Origin of the sequence: Pseudomonas sp. GD03862, assembly GCF_029840855.1 — a bacterium.
Taxonomy (GTDB): domain Bacteria; phylum Pseudomonadota; class Gammaproteobacteria; order Pseudomonadales; family Pseudomonadaceae; genus Aquipseudomonas; species Aquipseudomonas alloputida.
Map to the genome: position 1 here is coordinate 1 of NZ_JAOCDI010000070.1, position 17611 is coordinate 17611.

20 protein-coding genes are annotated in these 17611 nt (G+C 62.2%); 8 read left to right on the plus strand and 12 right to left on the minus strand.

The features are described 5' to 3' along the window. Positions 1-277 precede the first annotated feature (277 nt). The 4 genes from N5D53_RS26245 (at position 278) to N5D53_RS26260 (ending at position 2080) form a co-directional block, all read left to right on the plus strand. Positions 278-682, plus strand: a complete 405-nt coding sequence (locus N5D53_RS26245) for a TraR/DksA family transcriptional regulator (protein ID WP_003250099.1) — start codon at positions 278-280, stop codon at positions 680-682. 178 nt (positions 683-860) lie between these two features. After that, positions 861-1055: a hypothetical protein gene (locus N5D53_RS26250; RefSeq protein ID WP_012271507.1), complete on the plus strand. Its 195-nt coding sequence runs from the start codon at positions 861-863 to the stop codon at positions 1053-1055. A 345-nt stretch (positions 1056-1400) separates the two neighbouring features. Then, on the plus strand, positions 1401-1871 hold the full coding sequence (locus N5D53_RS26255; protein WP_014591718.1) for a hypothetical protein: 471 nt from the start codon (positions 1401-1403) through the stop codon (positions 1869-1871). After that, positions 1868-2080 carry a hypothetical protein gene (locus N5D53_RS26260; protein WP_010953202.1) on the plus strand — a complete coding sequence of 71 codons (213 nt, stop codon included), beginning with the start codon at positions 1868-1870 and terminating at the stop codon, positions 2078-2080. Before N5D53_RS26255 ends, N5D53_RS26260 begins: the two co-directional genes overlap by 4 nt. Before the next feature lie 12 nt (positions 2081-2092). On the opposite strand, the gene N5D53_RS26265 is transcribed toward N5D53_RS26260, so the two are convergent. The 7 genes from N5D53_RS26265 to N5D53_RS26295 form a co-directional block, all read right to left on the minus strand. Next, on the minus strand, positions 2093-2458 hold the full coding sequence (locus tag N5D53_RS26265; RefSeq protein ID WP_003250107.1) for a Na+/H+ antiporter subunit G: 366 nt from the start codon (positions 2456-2458) through the stop codon (positions 2093-2095). Continuing rightward, positions 2455-2733 (minus strand): K+/H+ antiporter subunit F, encoded by a 279-nt coding sequence (locus N5D53_RS26270; RefSeq protein ID WP_003250109.1) that lies wholly within the window; start codon positions 2731-2733, stop codon positions 2455-2457. Before N5D53_RS26270 ends, N5D53_RS26265 begins: the two co-directional genes overlap by 4 nt. Beyond that, positions 2730-3218 carry a Na+/H+ antiporter subunit E gene (locus tag N5D53_RS26275; RefSeq protein WP_014591717.1) on the minus strand — a complete coding sequence of 163 codons (489 nt, stop codon included), beginning with the start codon at positions 3216-3218 and terminating at the stop codon, positions 2730-2732. Before N5D53_RS26275 ends, N5D53_RS26270 begins: the two co-directional genes overlap by 4 nt. Then, the gene (locus N5D53_RS26280) at positions 3215-4894 is read right to left on the minus strand and encodes a monovalent cation/H+ antiporter subunit D (protein WP_064491044.1); all 1680 of its coding nucleotides are present in this window, start codon (positions 4892-4894) and stop codon (positions 3215-3217) included. The genes N5D53_RS26275 and N5D53_RS26280 overlap by 4 nt, the downstream gene beginning before the upstream one ends. After that, complete coding sequence (locus tag N5D53_RS26285; RefSeq protein ID WP_003250128.1) at positions 4891-5235, minus strand: Na+/H+ antiporter subunit C; 345 nt, start codon at positions 5233-5235, stop codon at positions 4891-4893. The genes N5D53_RS26280 and N5D53_RS26285 overlap by 4 nt, the downstream gene beginning before the upstream one ends. After that, a complete protein-coding gene (locus N5D53_RS26290) occupies positions 5235-8150 on the minus strand; it encodes a monovalent cation/H+ antiporter subunit A (protein ID WP_129933747.1) in 2916 nt (971 codons plus the stop codon). Before N5D53_RS26290 ends, N5D53_RS26285 begins: the two co-directional genes overlap by 1 nt. Before the next feature lie 150 nt (positions 8151-8300). After that, positions 8301-9251, minus strand: a complete 951-nt coding sequence (locus tag N5D53_RS26295; protein WP_020191580.1) for a DMT family transporter — start codon at positions 9249-9251, stop codon at positions 8301-8303. An 84-nt stretch (positions 9252-9335) separates the two neighbouring features. Between N5D53_RS26295 and N5D53_RS26300 the strand changes: the two genes are divergently transcribed. Then, on the plus strand, positions 9336-9899 hold the full coding sequence (locus N5D53_RS26300; protein ID WP_190869084.1) for an XRE family transcriptional regulator: 564 nt from the start codon (positions 9336-9338) through the stop codon (positions 9897-9899). A 48-nt stretch (positions 9900-9947) separates the two neighbouring features. Here N5D53_RS26300 and N5D53_RS26305 read toward each other — a convergent pair whose 3' ends face one another. Beyond that, positions 9948-10496, minus strand: a complete 549-nt coding sequence (locus N5D53_RS26305) for a cysteine hydrolase family protein (RefSeq protein WP_190869085.1) — start codon at positions 10494-10496, stop codon at positions 9948-9950. A gap of 82 nt (positions 10497-10578) precedes the next feature. On the opposite strand from N5D53_RS26305, the gene N5D53_RS26310 reads away from it, so the two are divergent. After that, positions 10579-11571, plus strand: coding sequence for a helix-turn-helix domain-containing protein (locus N5D53_RS26310; protein ID WP_104962164.1), 993 nt, complete (start codon positions 10579-10581; stop codon positions 11569-11571). Positions 11572-11652: 81 nt separating this feature from the next. Further along, positions 11653-12033 (plus strand): antibiotic biosynthesis monooxygenase, encoded by a 381-nt coding sequence (locus N5D53_RS26315; RefSeq protein ID WP_010953211.1) that lies wholly within the window; start codon positions 11653-11655, stop codon positions 12031-12033. Here N5D53_RS26315 and N5D53_RS26320 read toward each other — a convergent pair. Then, entirely contained in the window at positions 12012-12782 is a 771-nt protein-coding gene (locus tag N5D53_RS26320; RefSeq protein ID WP_104962163.1) for an alpha/beta fold hydrolase, read from the minus strand. The two genes, N5D53_RS26315 and N5D53_RS26320, sit on opposite strands and share 22 nt — an antisense overlap. After that, entirely contained in the window at positions 12766-13884 is a 1119-nt protein-coding gene (locus N5D53_RS26325) for a DUF3182 family protein (RefSeq protein ID WP_104962162.1), read from the minus strand. The genes N5D53_RS26320 and N5D53_RS26325 overlap by 17 nt, the downstream gene beginning before the upstream one ends. A 220-nt stretch (positions 13885-14104) precedes the next feature. Between N5D53_RS26325 and N5D53_RS26330 the strand changes: the two genes are divergently transcribed. Next, positions 14105-15913, plus strand: a complete 1809-nt coding sequence (locus N5D53_RS26330; protein ID WP_190869086.1) for an aminopeptidase P family protein — start codon at positions 14105-14107, stop codon at positions 15911-15913. Positions 15914-15952: 39 nt separating this feature from the next. Here N5D53_RS26330 and N5D53_RS26335 read toward each other — a convergent pair whose 3' ends face one another. Together N5D53_RS26335 and rhtA are read right to left on the minus strand one after the other, a co-directional pair. Next, positions 15953-16234 carry a hypothetical protein gene (locus N5D53_RS26335; RefSeq protein WP_014591706.1) on the minus strand — a complete coding sequence of 94 codons (282 nt, stop codon included), beginning with the start codon at positions 16232-16234 and terminating at the stop codon, positions 15953-15955. Positions 16235-16426: 192 nt separating this feature from the next. After that, positions 16427-17314, minus strand: coding sequence for a threonine/homoserine exporter RhtA (rhtA, locus tag N5D53_RS26340; protein WP_010953215.1), 888 nt, complete (start codon positions 17312-17314; stop codon positions 16427-16429). Positions 17315-17611: the final 297 nt, after the last annotated feature.

Genomic DNA, 17611 nt, shown 5'->3' on the forward strand with positions numbered 1-17611 from the left:
CGGCAACGGCAACAGCAACAGCAACAGCAGGCGGATGGGCACTGCCAGAATCACAGTTTACTACTGGCCCTTCAGCTGAGCTGGGGTGCCGACCGGCGGATTGTGAGCAGTGGAAGCAAATTCGCACCCATTTGCAGTTGCTCCACGCGGCGTGGCGCCTTAGACTGCCGCCCCCTGTAAAAGAGTGCCGGTTGGCGCTTGAAGAATTCCGCTGGCGATGCATAGGCATCGACGGCACATGAATCGCCCAAATGCACATTTTTTCATAGAGAAATCGATGACCAAGGAACAGTTGCTGGCCATGTCGGCCGATGACTACATGAACGCCGACCAGCTTGCCTTCTTTACTGAGCTGCTGCAGGCGATGAAAGTCGAAACCCATGAACGCATCGAACTCAGCCGCACCACCATCGAAGGCCTGGACACTCCGTCAGACCCTGCCGACGTGGCTTCGGTCGAAGAAGAACGTAGCTGGCTGGTAAATGCCATCGACCGCGACCAGCGCCTGCTGCCACAGCTTGAAATGGCCCTGGACCGTATTGCCGACGAAAGCTTCGGCTGGTGCGATGACAGTGGTGAGCCCATCGGCCTGAAGCGCTTGCTGATCAGCCCGACCACCAAGTACTGCATCGAAGCCCAGGAGCGCCACGAGCAGCTCGACCGCCACCAGCGCCAGGTATAAAACCGCGCGTGGTGCCAAGCCCCTCGGAGCTATCCCTGGGGCTTTTTGCGTTTCTCGACGAGACCGTTTTTGTTGCGCCTTACGAAACACTGCTGTACCGCGATGCGCTGTTTCCGCGTCGCTGTCAGGCGTATCATGGCTTTATCGTTAGGGTGCTAATTAAATTCCGGAGGGGATGATGAATAGCCGAGTCGATGTGGCTGTGATGATAGGGTCGGGTGTGCCGGCCACCTTGCAGGCGCTGGGCAAGCGTATTTGCTGGGTAGTGCTGGTCAATGGCGAGCGTCGCGGCACCGCCTTCGCCACGCGCGAAGAAGCGCTTGAGTGCCAGGCTGCCTGGCAGCAGCAGCTGAAGAAAGGGCTGGCTGCCTGAAAATGTTTATTGCCTCTCGACGGGTTTCGGTGTTTTCGGGCATATTTGTCCTACAGTAATGCGCACATGGATGCCAGGGCTTGTCTTCTAGCAGGCTCACGCCATTGGTTGCGTTTTCTGGCGAGTGATTTCAGGCATCACGCTTCCCAAGCCGGGAATGAGCCAAACGCCTTCGGTTGAAGGCGATTCTGGCAAACCAGAGTAAAGATTCCTGCGCGCTGCATCGTCAGCGAGCACAGACATTTCGCATATCGCTTTATTACTCTTTTTGCCTATCGATAAGAAATGGCCGTGCCTCCCCGAGCTTGGGTGAGGGCGGGTTGTAACCGGTTGAGGATTACTTCATTGGCAGTCAGCACACTTGATACACATGCGTTGTTCGCCCTGGGCGACTTGCGCGGTAAATTGGCCCAACTGTTTCAGGGCCGCTTCATCTATGTCACCGAACAGAGTCCCGAAGGCCTGTACATGGCCGAAATCGACACCGAGAGTGCACTGGTGGTCGATGACAAGCAGCGCCTTGAACTGAAAGTCGGTGACCACTTTCGTGCTGCCGTTTTGCCCAGCCGCGAAGGTGGCAAGCTGGAAATGCGCTTTCGCGACATCAAGTTGAATGTGTATGGCGTGGGTGATTACGCCTTCGTTTCTGTGCCGGAAGGCGAGGGCATCGTATTTCGTGAAGGTCATGGCGTGATGCTGGTATTCGCCGCGCAGCAGCAAGTGCAGGAAGGCCTGGGCAAGTTGCTTAAAGCAGTGACTGGCAAAGTCGCCAAATGGCGCAAGGGTGAACTGACCACCTTCAAGGCCAGTGAATGACCGACAGTCACGACTCACCAGCCTCGCGGGCCGAGTTTCATCGGCAGCACCAGGCAGATGCCGTAGCTGAGGCAGAACGTTTGCTGGCCGGGCGTGAGAAGCTGCAAGGCGCCTGGTTGACTTGGGTGGCGGCTGAGCTCTATCGCCTCAGCCCGCCACCGTATGCTGCCATGGTCCGGCGCGAGTTGCAGCGTCTCAGCCAAGGTTGAGACGGCAAACCTTCAATTGCCACGGTCCCGGCCGCTGCTGACCTCTTCAGGCACCGGCTCTTTCGACATGCGCTTGCGGAATAGCGCCGCCCGCGCCAGCAACAGCGTGGTTATCGGCACGGTGATCGACAGCAGGATCGGAATCAGCCACGCGTGGAGCACCGGGGTGCCCTTGAGCCACGAAAAGTAGATGATCGAGGCCAGTGCCACGCACCAGGCACCAAGGGTCGAGGCCAGCGCTGGCGGGTGCATGCGCTGGAAGTAGTCTTTCAGGCGTACCAGGCCTATAGCACCGACCAGGGCGAACAGGCTGCCGGTGAGCAGTAGCGCGGCAGTGACCAGCTCCAGCCAGAACGGCAGTACCAGGGCTTCAGTCATTCGATCACCTCACCGCGTAGCAGAAACTTGGCCAAGGCAAACGAGCCGACGAAACCAAACAGTGCAATCAGCAGGGCACCTTCGAAGTAGGTGTCACTGGCATAACGGATACCCAGCACCAGCATGGTGAGCATGGCCAGGATGTACAGGTAGTCCAGGGCCAGCACGCGGTCTTGGGCGGACGGGCCACGGAACAGCCGGATCAGCGCCAGGCCCATGGCCAGGGCGAAGATGAACAGGCTGGCGAGGACGGCATTGGCGAGCAGGCCTGTCATTGGAAAATCTCCATAAGCGGGCGTTCGTAAGTGTCCTTGAAGTGCTGTATGAAGGCCGCCTCATCGTCCAGCTCAAACACATGCAGCAACAGCACACTGCGGTCCAGTGCCAGTTCGGACCAGACTGTACCAGGCACCACGGTGGTGATCATCGACAGCGCTGCCAGGCCGTGGGGGTCACGCAATGCCAATGGTATGTGAACGAACGCAGAGCGCGGCGGCTGCTTGCCGGCCCGCAGTACACCACGGGCCACCAGCAGGTTGGAGGTGATCACATCGATGCCGACCCGGCAGATGAGGCGGGCGATGGCGAGGGGTCGCCGTACGTGTGCATGCTGCGGGCGCAGGGGCGCCATCAACAGTGGCGCCAGTATGCCAAGTGCGGCACCCAGCAGCAGGTTGCCGGGGCTGACCGAGAGGTTCAGCAGCAGCCACAGGCCAAACAGCGAGACCGATAACAGTGGAGCGGGGAACAGTCGGTTCATGGCTGCACCTGTACGTCGCGCGAGGTGGGGCCAGGAATCGGCTGGGCGGCCATCACGGCTTTGATATAAGCATCGGGGGCCTGCAGGCTGGCGGCAGTGTCCTGGGTGTAGCGCAGCAACGGCTCGGCCTTGAAGCTGAGGATGAGGCACAAGCCGAGCAGGATGACGATGGGCAGGCATTCATAGCGCCGCAGCACCGGTGACGGGCGCTCTTCGGGCTTCCAGAAACGCTGGATGCCGACGCGGCCGAAGGCGATCAGCGAGGCCATGCCGGACAGGATCAGCAACGCTACCAGGCCCCAGCCGGCGGCACTCAGCGGCTGCTCGGCCGGTACGCCGAGGCCCAGTGGATTGAACAGCGCGCTGATCAGGTTGAGCTTGCCGACAAAGCCCGACAGCGGCGGCATGCCGATGATCAGTAGTGCGCAGGCAATGAAGCTGAGGCCGAGGAAGGCCATGGTCCACGGGATGATCTGGCCGATTACCACCTGCTGTTCATCGTCGAGGTTGATGCCCTTGGGCGGGAGCAGCGATTCCAGTGGCGGCGGCATGGCGTCTTCTTCTTCGTCCAGCGGCGCTTCATTGGCCGAGCGTGAGCGTTCGACCAGTTCGGCGAGCAGGAACAGTGCGCACAGTGCAAGGGTCGAGTTGACCAGGTAGAACAGCGCAGCGCCGGTCAGGGCCGCCTGGGCAAAACCCACCGCACCCAGCAGCGTGCCGGCCGAAACCAGGATACTGAGTGCCGCCATACGCTCCAGGCGCTGAGCTGCCAGGATCGATACCGCTGCCACCGCCAGGGTAACGAGGCCGCCGTAAACCAGCCATTCGCCGCCGAAGTGAGCCGAGGCCCCGGCCTGCCCGGAGAACAGCAGCGTCCACAGGCGCAGCACGGCGTACAGGCCGACTTTGGTCATGATGGCGAACAGTGCAGCCACCGGCGCGCTGGCTGACGCGTAAGCTGGCACCAGCCAGAAGTTCAGCGGCCAGATACCGGCCTTGACCAGGAAGGCCACGGCCAGGATTGCCGCGCCGGCATGCAGCAGGCCACGGTCGGCCTCCGGTACCAGTGGAACTTTCAGCGCCAGGTCGGCCATGTTCAGGGTGCCGGTCACGCCATACAGCATCGCTGCGCCGATCAGGAACAGCGACGAGGCAAACAGGTTGATAGCGATGTAGTGCAGGCCTGCGCGCACCCGCGCACGCCCCGAACCATGCAGCAGCAGGCCATAGGAGGCGGCCAGCAGCACTTCGAAGAAGACGAACAGGTTGAACAGGTCGGCGGTGAGGAAGGCGCCGTACAGCCCCATCAGCTGAATCTGGAACAGCGCATGGAAGCTGGCCCCAGCACCGTCCCAGCGGGCACGGGCAAATAGCAGCGCGCTGAAACCGATGACCCCGGTCAGGGTCAGCAAGAGCGCGGACAGGTGGTCCACCACCAGCACGATACCGAATGGCGCCGGCCAGTTGCCCGGCAGGTACACGCCGATCGACGCTGCCTGGCCCTGGGTGCGCACCCACAGCAGCAGACAGACCGCGATTGCCAGGCCGGAGAAGGTAGACAGCAGGTTCAGCCTGGCCTTGATGTGCCTGTGCTTTTCACCCAGCAGCAACATTATCGCCGCCGTAATCAGCGGCAGCAGGATGGGGGCGACAATCAGTTGACTCAGATCACTCATTCGTCACGCTCCCGGCCATCCACGTGGTCGGTACCGGTCAGGCCGCGCGAGGCCAGCAGCACCACCAGGAACAGCGCGGTCATGGCGAAACTGATGACGATGGCGGTGAGCACCAGTGCTTGTGGCAGCGGGTCGGTGTAATGCAACAGGTCCTGGGTAACGCCATCCTTGATGATTGGCTCCTTGCCGATGAACAGGCTGCCCATGCTGAAGATGAACAGGTTGACCCCGTAAGAAAGTAAACACAGGCCCATGATCACCTGATAGGTACGCGGGCGCAGGATCAGCCACACCCCGGAGGCAGCCAGCACGCCGATGGCGACTGCAATCACTTCTTCCATCAGGCGGCTCCTGCTTGGCTGGTTTTTGCCGGGTTGCCCGGGCGATAGGCGCGCACCGACTGGTGCGCCAAGGCTGTGAGGATCAGCAACGTCGAGCCGACCACGACGGTGTATACGCCGATATCGAAGAACAGCGCGCTGGCCACGTGCACATCACCCAGCAACGGCAGGTGCAAGTGGGCGGTATGGGTGGTGAGGAACGGGTAACCCAGCAGCATGGCGCCGACCCCGGTCAGGGTCGCGCACAGCAGCCCGGTACCCATCCAGCGCAGCGGCCGCAGGCTCATCTGCGCCTCGACCCACTGGGTGCCGGCCACCATGTACTGGAGGATGAACGCCACCGACATGACCAAGCCAGCGACAAACCCGCCACCGGGCTGGTTGTGCCCGCGCATGAACAGGTACATCGACACCAGCAAGGCGATCGGCAGCAGCAGGCGCACCAGCGCTGCAGGCACCATCATGAAGCCCAGCGCGGTATCGGTGGCATGCCGCGGGTTGATCAGGTCGGTGACCACGTCCGGCGCCAACTGGCGTTGTTGCGCCGGCAGCTGCATGCTCTCTTTCGGAGGACGGAAGCGCCGTAGCAGGGCGAACACGGTCAATGCCACAGCCACCAATACGGTGATTTCACCGAGGGTATCGAAGCCGCGGAAGTCGACCAGCATGACATTGACCACATTGGTGCCGCCGCCCTGAGGCAATGCACGGCTCAAATAGAACGAGGAAATGTCGTTGGGCGTCGGCCGGGTCAGCATGGCGTACGACAGCACCGCCATGCCGCCACCCACGAGCACGGCCAGCAGCAAGTCGCGCAGGCGGCGCAGGCGCGCGCGCTCCAGGCTACCAGGCAGCGGCGACACGCCTTCGATACGCCGTGGCAGCCAGCGCAGGCCGAGCAGGATCAGTACGGTGGTGACCACTTCCACCACCAACTGGGTCAGTGCCAGGTCGGGCGCAGAGAACCAGACGAAAGTGATGCAGGTCATCAGGCCGCAGACGCTGACCATGATCAGTGCCGCCAGGCGGTGGTACTTGGCCTGATAGGCGGCGCCGATGGCGCAGGCAATGGCGATCAGCCACAGGGCGACGAACACGCCCGAACCGGGAATCTTCGGGCGATCACCCCAGCTCAGGCCGCTATACAGCATAGGCGTGAGGCCCGCGAGGAACGCGGCGAATACCAGCATGAACAGCTGCGACTGCAGTCGGCGGGTGGTGAGCACGCGCTCGATGCGACGCGCCAGCAGCATCAGGTGAACCTGGCCGTGCTCGAACAGTCGCTTGCCATTGAAGCGCTCGATCACGGGCGGGTAGGGGAAGCGGCCCAGGCGCAGTTGCTTGCGCAGCAACAGGTACAGGACGATGCCGCCGCTCATGGCGACCAGGCTCATGATCATCGGCGCGTTCCAGCCATGCCAGATGGCCAGGCTGTATTCCGGCAGGGTACCGCCAACCACCGGCAGGGCCGCAGCGGCCAACAGGGGGCCGACCGACTGGGTGGGGAAGATGCCCACTACCAGGCACGTGAGCACCAGCAGCTCCACCGGAGCACGCATCCAGCGTGGCGGCTCGTGCGGGGTATGGGGCAGGTCCTGGGCTGTCGGCCCGAAGAACACATCGACGGTAAAACGCAGGGCATACGCCACGCTGAAGGTGCCGGCCAGGGTGGCGATTACCGGCAGCGTGGCCTCGACCCAGGCGGTGGAACTGATGAATACCGTTTCGGCGAAGAACATTTCCTTCGACAGGAAGCCGTTCATCAGCGGCACGCCGGCCATCGACGCGCTGGCGACCATGGCCAGGGTCGCGGTGTAGGGCACCAGGCGGATCAGGCCGCTGAGGCGGCGAATGTCACGGGTGCCGCTCTCGTGGTCGATGATGCCGGCGGCCATGAACAGCGAGGCCTTGAAGGTGGCATGGTTGAGAATGTGGAATACCGCGGCGACGGCAGCCAGCGGGCTGTTAAGGCCCAGCAGCAGGGTAATCAGGCCCAGGTGGCTGATGGTCGAATAGGCCAGCAGGCCCTTGAGGTCGTTCTGGAACATGGCGGCGAAAGCGCCGAGCAGCAGGGTGAGGGCGCCGGCACCGCCAACGATCCAGAACCACTCCTCGCTACCGGAAAGTACCGGCCACAGGCGTGCCAGCAGGAACACCCCGGCCTTGACCATGGTTGCAGAGTGCAAATAGGCCGACACCGGTGTGGGCGCTGCCATGGCGTGGGGCAGCCAGAACTGGAAGGGAAACTGTGCGCTCTTGGTCAGGGCGCCGATGAGTATCAGGGGCAGCAGCACCGGGTAAAGCGCATGCTGGCGGATGACATGCCCGGCAGCCAGGACCTTGTCCAGGTCATAGCTGCCGACCACATGGCCGAGCAGCAGGGCCCCTACCAGCAGGCACAAGCCGCCTGCACCGGTTACCATCAGCGCCATGTAGGCGCCGCGACGGGCGTCGGCGCGGTGGTGCCAGTAGCCGATCAGCAGGAAGGAGAACAGGCTGGTCAGTTCCCAGAAGAACACCAGTTGGATCAGGTTGCCGGAGATGACCAGGCCGAGCATGGCGCCCATGAAGGCCAGGAAGAACGCGAAGAAGCGTGGTACCGGATCTTGCGGTGACATGTAGTAGCGGGCATACAGCGATACCAGTGCGCCAATGCCCAGTACCAGCAACGAGAACAGCCAGGCAAAGCCGTCCATGCGCAACACCAGGTTCATTCCCAGGCTGGGCAGCCACAGGAACTCTTCGCGAATGACGCCACCATGGGCAACCTGAGGGTATAGAAGTGCTACCTGGACGGTGCCGACCAGGGCTACGAGCCCGGCAAGAATGGACTCGGCGTTACGTGCGTTGTGCGGCAGCACAGCTGCCAGGCAACTGCCCACGAACGGCAGAAGCAATAGCACTATCAAGGACATAGCGGCCTATTCTGGAGAAGTTTGCAAAGAATCATACGTGCCGAGGTGTTTATCACCAACACGCAAGCTGTCGCAGGATCCTACAAACCGGCTGTGACAAGCGGTTTTTTTATAACAGTTTTTTACAAAGAATAGCCGCTGGTGACCGTTTTACAGCCCCGCCTGGCGTTCGCCCGGGTTCTGCACATCGCGTGTTTCGACAGTTTCGCGAGGGCGCCGCACTTTGAGTTCACTGACCACCACGGCGACCACGATCAGCAGGCCGCCGAGCAGCGCCACGCCAGGCAGGCGCTCGCCAGCCAGACGCCCGACGATGCCGGCCCACACCGGTTCACCGGCATAAATGAGTGTGGCGCGGGTGGGCGAGACCGACTTCTGTGCCCAGTTCATCGCCACTTGGATCACTGCACTCATTGCGCCCAGGCCCACTGCACTGGCCAGCAACAGCCAGGAGAAGTCGGGGATGCGCTCCTGGGTCGGCACGATCATCAGGAACGCCAGCAGCGATGCAGTCGCCAGTTGCACCACAGTAACCCGGCGCACATCGACCTGACCGGCGTAGCGGCTGATCAGAATGATTTCACCGGCGATGGCCACGGCGCTGATCAGGGTGACCAGTTCGCCCTCGCTGAAACGCAGGCTGCCGCCTTCCGGCCCGGCCAGCAGCATCAGGCCGATGAATGCCAGGCAGATACCCATGCTGGGCATCAGGCCAGGGCGACGCCCCAGCACCAGCCACTGCAGCAGCGGCACGAACGGGACGTACAGCGCAGTGATGAACGCTGACTGGCTGCTGCTGATGGTTTGCAGGCCCATGGTCTGCAGGCCATAGCCGAGCATGATCGACACGCCGATCAGCATGCCGGCCTTCAGTTCGGTGAAGGTCAGACCGGGCAGCGCTCGCGCCGAGACCACACCAACGAACAGCGCGGCTGCCGCAAAGCGCAGGCCGACGAAGAACATCGGGCCGCTGACGGCCATCACGTTATGCACCAACAGGAACGTGCCGCCCCACAACATGGTGATGAATACCAGCACCAGTTCGGCCTTGCTCAGGCGGAAGGTGACGGCAGGGGTGGGCTTGTTGCTGGGCTGGTTCATGGTCTTGCACACTCGGAAAGGGCGGCGCACAATCGCCGCAAAAGTGGGCAGTATACTGCGCAATCTTGACCAGTGAGCAATATAGTGCACAAGGATTCTTCGCACCGGGCATCGGTGCTGCAACATGTCAGTCTCAATGTGCGCCGCCTGCGCAACGCCGCCGGCATGAGTCAGGCGGCACTGGCCGAGCGTTCAGGGGTCAGCCGGCGCATGCTGGTCGCGATCGAGGCGGGCGAGAAGAATGTCAGCCTGACCACATTGGACCTGATTGCCGAAGCCTTGGGCGTGGCTTTCAGTACCCTGATCCAGGCGCCGGAGCTGCGCGACCCCGGGCGCATTGAAGAGCTGGCGTGGGCTGGCGAACACCCGCACAGCCGAGCGGTGTTGCTGGGCACCAGCCCGGCAAGGCGCGAGGTGGAACTTTGGGAATGGACCCTGGCACCGGGGGAGTGCTATTGCAGTGAGGCCGATGCCGAAGGCTGGAGCGAGCAGATCTACGTGGTCGATGGGCAACTGACGCTGATCATCGAAGAGGTCGAGCATCGCTTGCAGGTGGGGCAGTTCCATGTGTTCCCCAGCAATTGCCAGTATGCCTACCGTAACGATGGCGTGGTGGCTGTTCGGTTTGTGCGCAATGTGGTGATTTGAGGCTGCAGGCTTTGGGGCTGCTGTGCGGCCCCAAAGGTCTCAAGCCGATCAGTTTTTCAGCAGCTCGTCGGTCTTCACCACATCGGCATAGGCAAACGCCAGCGCCGCCATCGCCGAATCGTGCACATGAGCCGCCGGCACCTGCTTGCCGTCGAAGGTCAGTGGCAGGGTTGCGCAGGCATCGTGCGCCACGGTCACTTGATAGCCCATATCGGCCGCAGCCCGGGTGGCAGCATCAATGCACATGTGGCTCATGCTGCCGACGATGGTCAGCGCCTCGACGCCATGCCGGTCCAGCGTGTGCTCAAGATCGGTACCGAGAAAGGCGTTGACCTTGTGCTTGAGCACCACCGGCTCGCCCGGCAATGGCTCGACCTTGGCGTGGATGGCCGCACCCTGCGAACCGGGGGCAAAGAAGGGAGCATCGGCAGTGTCGAACTCATGCCGCACATGCACCACCAGGTCGCCGCGCTGGCGTGCTGCTGCCAGCAGGCGGGCGGCGTTGTCGGCTGCCTGGTCGACGCCATCGAGGGGCCACTTGCCGCCTGGGAAGTAGTCGTTCTGGATGTCGATGATGATCAGTGCCTGCTTGCTCATGCTGCCTCCTGTGGCAGTAGTCGTCGAGAGACGTTAGTTATAGGCTGTGTTCACCCACCTGAGGATTGGCGCGAACGACACTATGCGGGCAAAAACTGACACCGGCGCTAACCTGGATATCGGCTTGCTGTTGTACCCCGGCGTGCAGCGCGCCGCTGTGCATGGCCTGGCCGACCTGTTCCTGGTGGCCAACCGGGTTGCGGCCGAACTGGGGGCCGTCGAGTTGCCACACATTCGCGTCAGTTGCTGGCAGGCAGATGAGACGGGGCAGTTGTTGCCTGCGTCGGATAACTCTGCTGTCACCGTACCGGGCCTGCGCGTCCTGATCATTCCGCCAAGCCTGGAGTCGGCCCCGCAAACCGAATTGCTCGAACGCCACCGCGCGCCGCTGTGCCTGCTGCACGGGCGTGGTACGGTGCTGGCGTCGGTATGCATCGGTGTATTTTTCATTGCCGCCAGCGGTTTGCTCGACGGGCGCCCGGCCTGCACGCACTGGAACTATGTGCAGGCGCTTGCCCAGCGCTTCCCCAGGGTGCGGGTGGAGGCCCAGCAGCCGTTGCTGGATGACGGCGACATCGTGACCTCGGCAGGGTTGATGGCCTGGACGGACCTCGGCTTGCGCTTGCTGGAGCGCTTTTTGGGGGCGACGGTGGCTCAGGAGACCGCTCGCTATCTGGCCGTCGATCCGGTCGCGGCGCCGCTGCCCGGCGCTGTGTTCAACCCGCGCCTGGACCACGGCGACGAGGCCGTGTTGAAGGTGCAGCACTGGTTGCAGGGCAATGGCGGGCAGGATGCCGACCTGGCCACGATGGCGGCCTGCGCGGGGCTCGAGGCGCGCACTTTCTTGCGGCGCTTTCGTGCCGCTACCGGGCTGCGCCCGACCGAGTATTGCCAGCAGGTGAGGGTGGGGCGGGCGTGCCGCTTGCTGGAGTTTACCCGGCGCACCGTCGAACAGATCGCGTGGGGTGTCGGTTACCAGGATCCGGGCGCGTTTCGCAAGGTGTTCCAGCGTGTCATCGGCCTTACCCCGAGTGACTATCGGCGGCGGTTTGCGGTATCCGGCCAGGGTCTGTAGAAACCACTTGACCTTGACTTTACTTGAGGTCTTACCCTGCTCGGCATCGCGCTGCATGCGTACGTAGCCAGGAGACTGTCGATGTTGGCAACACCTCATGCCTTGTGGTTCACCCAGATGATCGAATACGAAGTACCCAGTATGTACCAGCAAGCATTGGCTCAGGCCCTGGTGGAGCGTAGTGAAGCATTGGCTGCGCGTTGCGAAGGGCTGCAGGGTGTGAGCATCCAGGCCAGCGACGATGGCTGCCGGGTGTTGCAGTACCTGCAATGGCAGTCACGCCAGGCCTGGGCTGCGGCGGCCGTGCACTTCGTCGAGGAATCGTTTCTTGACCTGCTGGGCCAGCATCAGGCACGCGGTGTCAACTTCGCCGCCTACCAGGCCCTGCGCAGCCTGGTGCGCGGGGACGATGGCGTGCTGCATTGCCAGATGGGCGGTCCTCAGGCATACCAAGGTGCGTAGTGCGGGTAGCGATCCAGGCGGGCACCGATGACCATTTCGCTGATCCATGCCGCCAGGAGCGAGCTGTACGCTTTCTGGCTCTGTTCGCTGGACAGCGCGTGGTCGGCGCCGTCGACGATGCGATGGGTGAGCGAGTGGGCGTTGACGAACGCCGAGCGGTAATTCATCAAGGTACTGTGCGGCACGTAGTCATCCTGCTCGGACTCCACCAGCAACACATCCCCGCCGAATTCTGCGCACGCGGCCAGCGCGCGGTTGTCGGCCGGGCCCAAGGGACGCTGGCGATAGGCATTCAGGCGTTGACGGTCAAGGGTTTGCTTCGGGCTGCCCCATTCGTCATCCCAGTACATGGCAGGTACCCGCAGGGCCAGCCATCTGACCGGCCGTTCGCGGGTCAGCAGAGTCGCCAGGTAACCGCCATAGCTGCTGCCGATAACGGCGATGGCGCTGCTGTCGACCGCCGGGTGGCTGACCAGTCGATCGTAAGCCACCAGCAAGTCCTGCAGGTTTTGTTCACGGGTGACCGTGAGGCGCTGGCTTTCAGTTTTTTCGTGACCGCGCAGGTCAAAGGTCATGCACACGCATCCCAGTCCGGTGATATGCCGGGCGCGGGCCAGGTCACGTTGCTGGCTGCCGCCCCAGCCGTGTACGAAGAGAATGCCCGGCATTTTGGTGCCCGGGCTGACCAAAGTGCCGGCGATGCGGTCATTCTCGACCTGCAGTTCAACGGTTTCACTCTGAATGGCCATGGTCGCGAATCCGCGCAAATTTGCTGAGTTGTCCGAGTTCACTGTCGTTTCCTTGGTAAAAGAGGGTGGCGTCAGCGGGCAGGTCGGGGTTGCCGAATACTTCGTGGGTGGAAGCACGCACCCGTTGCAATGCGGGGTCATCGGCAAACGCCTGCAGGGCCAACAGTTCGGCACTGCTGGCACCACCCAGGCGCCAGGATTGTTCGAGCACCCCGCTGCACAGATGGCCCGAAGGGCTGATGCCGCGGGCGATGTCATAGTTGCGACGTGAGGCGACAAAGCCCGGGAAGTGCTGCTCGGCGGCTTGTTCGTAAACCATGGCCTGGTTGATGGCAAGGCGCAGGTGGTCGTCCAGTGGGAGCTGTAGCAACGCCTGATAGTCGCCGCGTACCACCACCAGGTCAGAACCGCCGTAGACCTCGGTACCCTGATGGTCACGTGTCAGTTGCTGGGTGCCGTGGTAGCTGCAGGTCAAGCCGGCGACGCGCACCTGGCCGACGCTGAAGGTTTGCACCTCGCTCAGGTCTTCTTCGAGCACCAGGCCCCACTGCGCCAACGTGTGGTCATCCATATCGGCCAGCAGAGGCTCCAGGGCATCTGCAGTGGTGATGACCTGTTGCCCGCGTCCCGCACAAGCCAGTACCGGTTTGACCCTCAGCGGGCCGTCGAGCAGCAGCAACTGTGCGGCAGTGCGAGCGTCGCCTTTGCTGAACACGGTGTAGCCGCGCAGCAGGGCATCGCTGGCCTGTCGGGCGAAGTCGTCGGTCCAGCCTGGCGGGAAGCTGGCTCCGGCGGGTAACGGGTGAGAGATCGCCTTGGTCGCCATGTAGGGGTACGGCACCATGCCGCCAAACAGGTCCTGTTCGCTGCAAATACCCAAGGCGGCATATCGTCTGGGGTCGATCAGGGTCTCGGTTGGCAGATAATAGTAGGCATCGGCTGCATCTGGCGGCCGCATGGGCTGTATAAGTGGGCAGCCCAGCAAACGTGCCAGGCCTTCGGCAAGCTTGAGATGAACGCCGTGCTCGTGTTCGGGCGTGTGGTCGCGGGTGTCAAGCAACACCACGCCGGCTTTCGGTTCGATGGCACTGGGCATGGTCATTTGCCTGTGTGCAATGAATGTACTGTGTGTGAAGCCGGTGTCCTGGGGAAGTTCAGGGAAACTTGATCGGTGGTCCTGGTCCTGTTGTAGGAAGTGTCCTATTGGCACAGGGCGTCGTGGGCAAGGCATGCCGTATCTTGGTCGTCGCGATTGCAGCGCCCTGGCGGCTGTTCCATTATCGGCCTATTGGATCAACCGTTATGAAGCCGCAGGAGAGCGCATGAACGTCCAGACCACCCTTGAGCAAAGCGTGCCGCAGCGACTGGTGCACGTGCGCCAAGCCATGGCGGCAGGGGGCATCGATGCCTTGCTGGTCCCCTCGGCCGACCCCCACCTTTCCGAATACCTGCCCGGTTACTGGCAGGGGCGCCAGTGGCTTTCGGGGTTCCATGGCTCGGTTGGTACGCTGGTGGTCACCCCCGGCTTTGCCGGGCTGTGGGTCGACAGCCGCTACTGGGAGCAGGCAGCTCAGGAGCTTAAGGGCAGCGGCATCGAACTGATGAAACTGTTGCCGGGCAAACCCGGGGCGTTGGAATGGTTGGGCGAAAATGTCGAGCCCAACGGTCGCGTGGCAGTGGATGGTGCGGTCATGGCCCTGGCTTCGGCGCGCCAGCTGGCTGAGCGGCTGAAGGCGCGTGGAGCGCAGCTGGTGACAGACATGGACCTGCTGGGTCAGGTCTGGGACGGGCGCCCGGCGCTGCCCGGTAACCCGGTGTACCAGCACCTGCCGCCCCACGCCACGGTGAGCCGGGCGGAAAAGCTCGCGCAATTGCGCCACGGCATCCAGGCCAAGGGTGCCGACTGGCATTTCATCGCTACCCTGGATGACATTGCCTGGCTGTTCAACCTGCGCGGCAGCGATGTCTCCTACAATCCGGTTTTCCTGGCCTTTGCCCTGATCAATCAGCAGCAGGCCATCCTGTTCGTGGGCCAGGACAAGGTGGACGAGCACCTGCGTCATGTGCTGGAGGTCGACGGCATCGAGGTGCGCGACTACAGCGAAGCAGGCAAGGCGCTAGGCACCGTTCCTGCGGGGGCGCGGTTGCTGGTGGACCCGGCCCGGGTCACCTGCGGCCTGCTGGACAACCTGGCGGCAGAGGTGATTCTTGTCGAGGGGCTAAACCCCACCACGCTGAGCAAGTCCTGCAAGGGTGACGACGACCTGGTGCATATTCGCCAGGTCATGGAGCAGGACGGCGCAGCCTTGTGCGAGTTTTTCGCCTGGTTCGAGGCGAACCTCGGCCGGGAGGTCATTACCGAGCTGACGGTTGACGAGCAATTGAGTGCCGCGCGAGCTCGACGGCCGAATTTCGTGTCACTGAGTTTTTCTACCATTGCCGCCTTCAATGGCAATGGCGCGATGCCACACTACCGGGCCACCGAGCAGTCGCATGCGCTCATCGAGGGTAATGGCTTGCTGCTGATCGACTCGGGCGGTCAGTACCTGGGCGGCACTACCGACATCACCCGCATGGTGCCGGTCGGTAACCCCAGCCAGGCTCAGAAGCAGGACTGCACCCGTGTACTCAAGGGCATGATTGCCTTGTCGCGTGCCACGTTCCCGCGAGGGGTACTGTCGCCGTTGCTCGACGCCATTGCCCGGGCGCCGATCTGGGCTGACCAGGTCGACTATGGCCATGGTACCGGCCACGGCGTGGGCTACTTCATGAACGTGCATGAGGGACCTCAAGTGATCGCCTACCAGGCGGCACCTGCACCGCAGACGGCGATGCAAGTGGGCATGATCAGCTCGATCGAGCCGGGTACGTACCGCCCGGGGCTGTGGGGCGTTCGCATCGAGAACCTGGTGGTCAACCGAGAAGCGGGGAAGAGTGCCTTTGGTGACTTCCTGCAGTTCGAAACCTTGACGCTGTGCCCTATCGACACCCGCTGTCTGTTGCCCGAGTTGCTGACCAAGGAGGAGGTGGAGTGGCTGAACGGCTACCACGCCTGCGTACATGAGCGCCTGGCGCCCTTGCTCCAAGGGGATGCGCTAGCCTGGCTGGAGATGCGTACTGCACCGCTGTAACGCAGCGGAAAAAGGGCAGTTTGCGAACTGCCCTTTTCTCTATTTACAGATGATGATCATGCTCCGGCTGGTGTAACCCGCCGGGTTGATGCCGAACAAATAGTCACCGGCCTCTTCATCGCTATCGCCCGAGCGCGCAATGACCCGGTAGCCGCGCGTGCTGCAGGCGCTTGCGGCCTTGCTGTAGCAATTGTCCCACGAGGAAGAAAGACCGGAGCAATTGATATGCAGGCCCTTCTTGCCCCTTTTCACCTCGGTCTTGGCTGTGGCGGCACATCCAGCAATGGCCAAGATGGCCAGGATGAGAAAAATTCGTTTCATTCCTGTCCTTAAATGCAGGGCAAATCAGTTGTCACGACCCTGTCGTTGTCGCTTCGGTTCTTCCTGAACCTTCCCCCAGCGTCCGTGTTCGGCCCAGTAGATAGCGTAAAGATGATGATTCTGTGACAGCTTAATCAGCGAGACAGGCTGCTACAATCATTAATCCTTTCTCAAATGAAAATATTTCTCATATCAGTCTGCTGCGATGGCCGGGCTGGGCGCCTTGCGCATGGACAGGGTGGTGCCGACCGAAGCGGTAATGATTGCCAGAATCGCCAGCCATTGAGTGAGCGTCAGCACCTCGCCGAGGAAAAGCAGGCCGGACAATGCGCCAAATGCCGGTTCGATGCTCATCAGGGTGCCGAACGTGCGCGCCGGAATCCGCGTAAGGGCAACCATTTCCAGGCTGTATGGCAGGGCGGTGGACAGTATTGCAACGGCAAACGCCATGGGGATCACGGCAGGTGTGAGCAGAGCGCTACCGGCGTGGGCGATACCGATGGGGGCGACGAACAGGGCCGCGACCACCACCCCCAGGGCCGCGCTCTGGATGCCGTGCTCGGCCCCTGCACGTTGCCCGAACAGGATGTACAGCGCCCAGCACACACCCGCCCCCAGCGCATAGGCGGCGCCCACTGGGTCGAGTGCCTGGCCGCTGTGACCTGCCGGCAGCAACAGCAGCAGGCCTGCGATGGCCAGGGCAATCCACAGGAAATCGATCGCTCGGCGCGAGGAGAAGATCGCCACGGCCAACGGGCCGGTGAATTCCAAGGCGACGGCGATACCGATTGGTACCGTTTGCAGGGCCATATAGAAGAGGAAGTTCATGCCGCCCAGTGCCATGCCGTAGATGACCACATTGCGCAACGTGTTGGCGGTCATGCGTACCCGCCACGGGCGCAATATAAGGAGCATGATGATGCTGGCGAAGATCAGGCGCAGGGTGGTAGTGCCTTGTGCGCCGACGATCGGGAACATGCTTTTGGCCAGGGAGGCGCCGGACTGAATCGATGCCATGGCGATAAGCAGTAGGCCGATCGGGAAGAGAGTGGCGGCCAGGCTGCGGGGTTGGGTGTTCATTTAAGTGCGGCAATCCTTGGGCGGGGGAGATGGTGAGCAATATAGTGCGCAATTGGTGGGGGAGGTGGTAGCCCTCAAGCGGCTTTGCCAGAAATATTTCAAATCATTGAAATTAAAGGTTGACCTTCTCGATGGCCTCCCTATAATGCGCACCACTCCAACGCGGTAGCGAAGCAAAGCTAGCCACTGTGTTGAGTCAAGTGTTTGAAGCTAAACGAGTTTCTCGCAAAAAACTTCAAAATAAACGCTTGACAGGTTCTGAGGAAAGCGTAGAATGCGCGCCTCGGTTGAGACGAA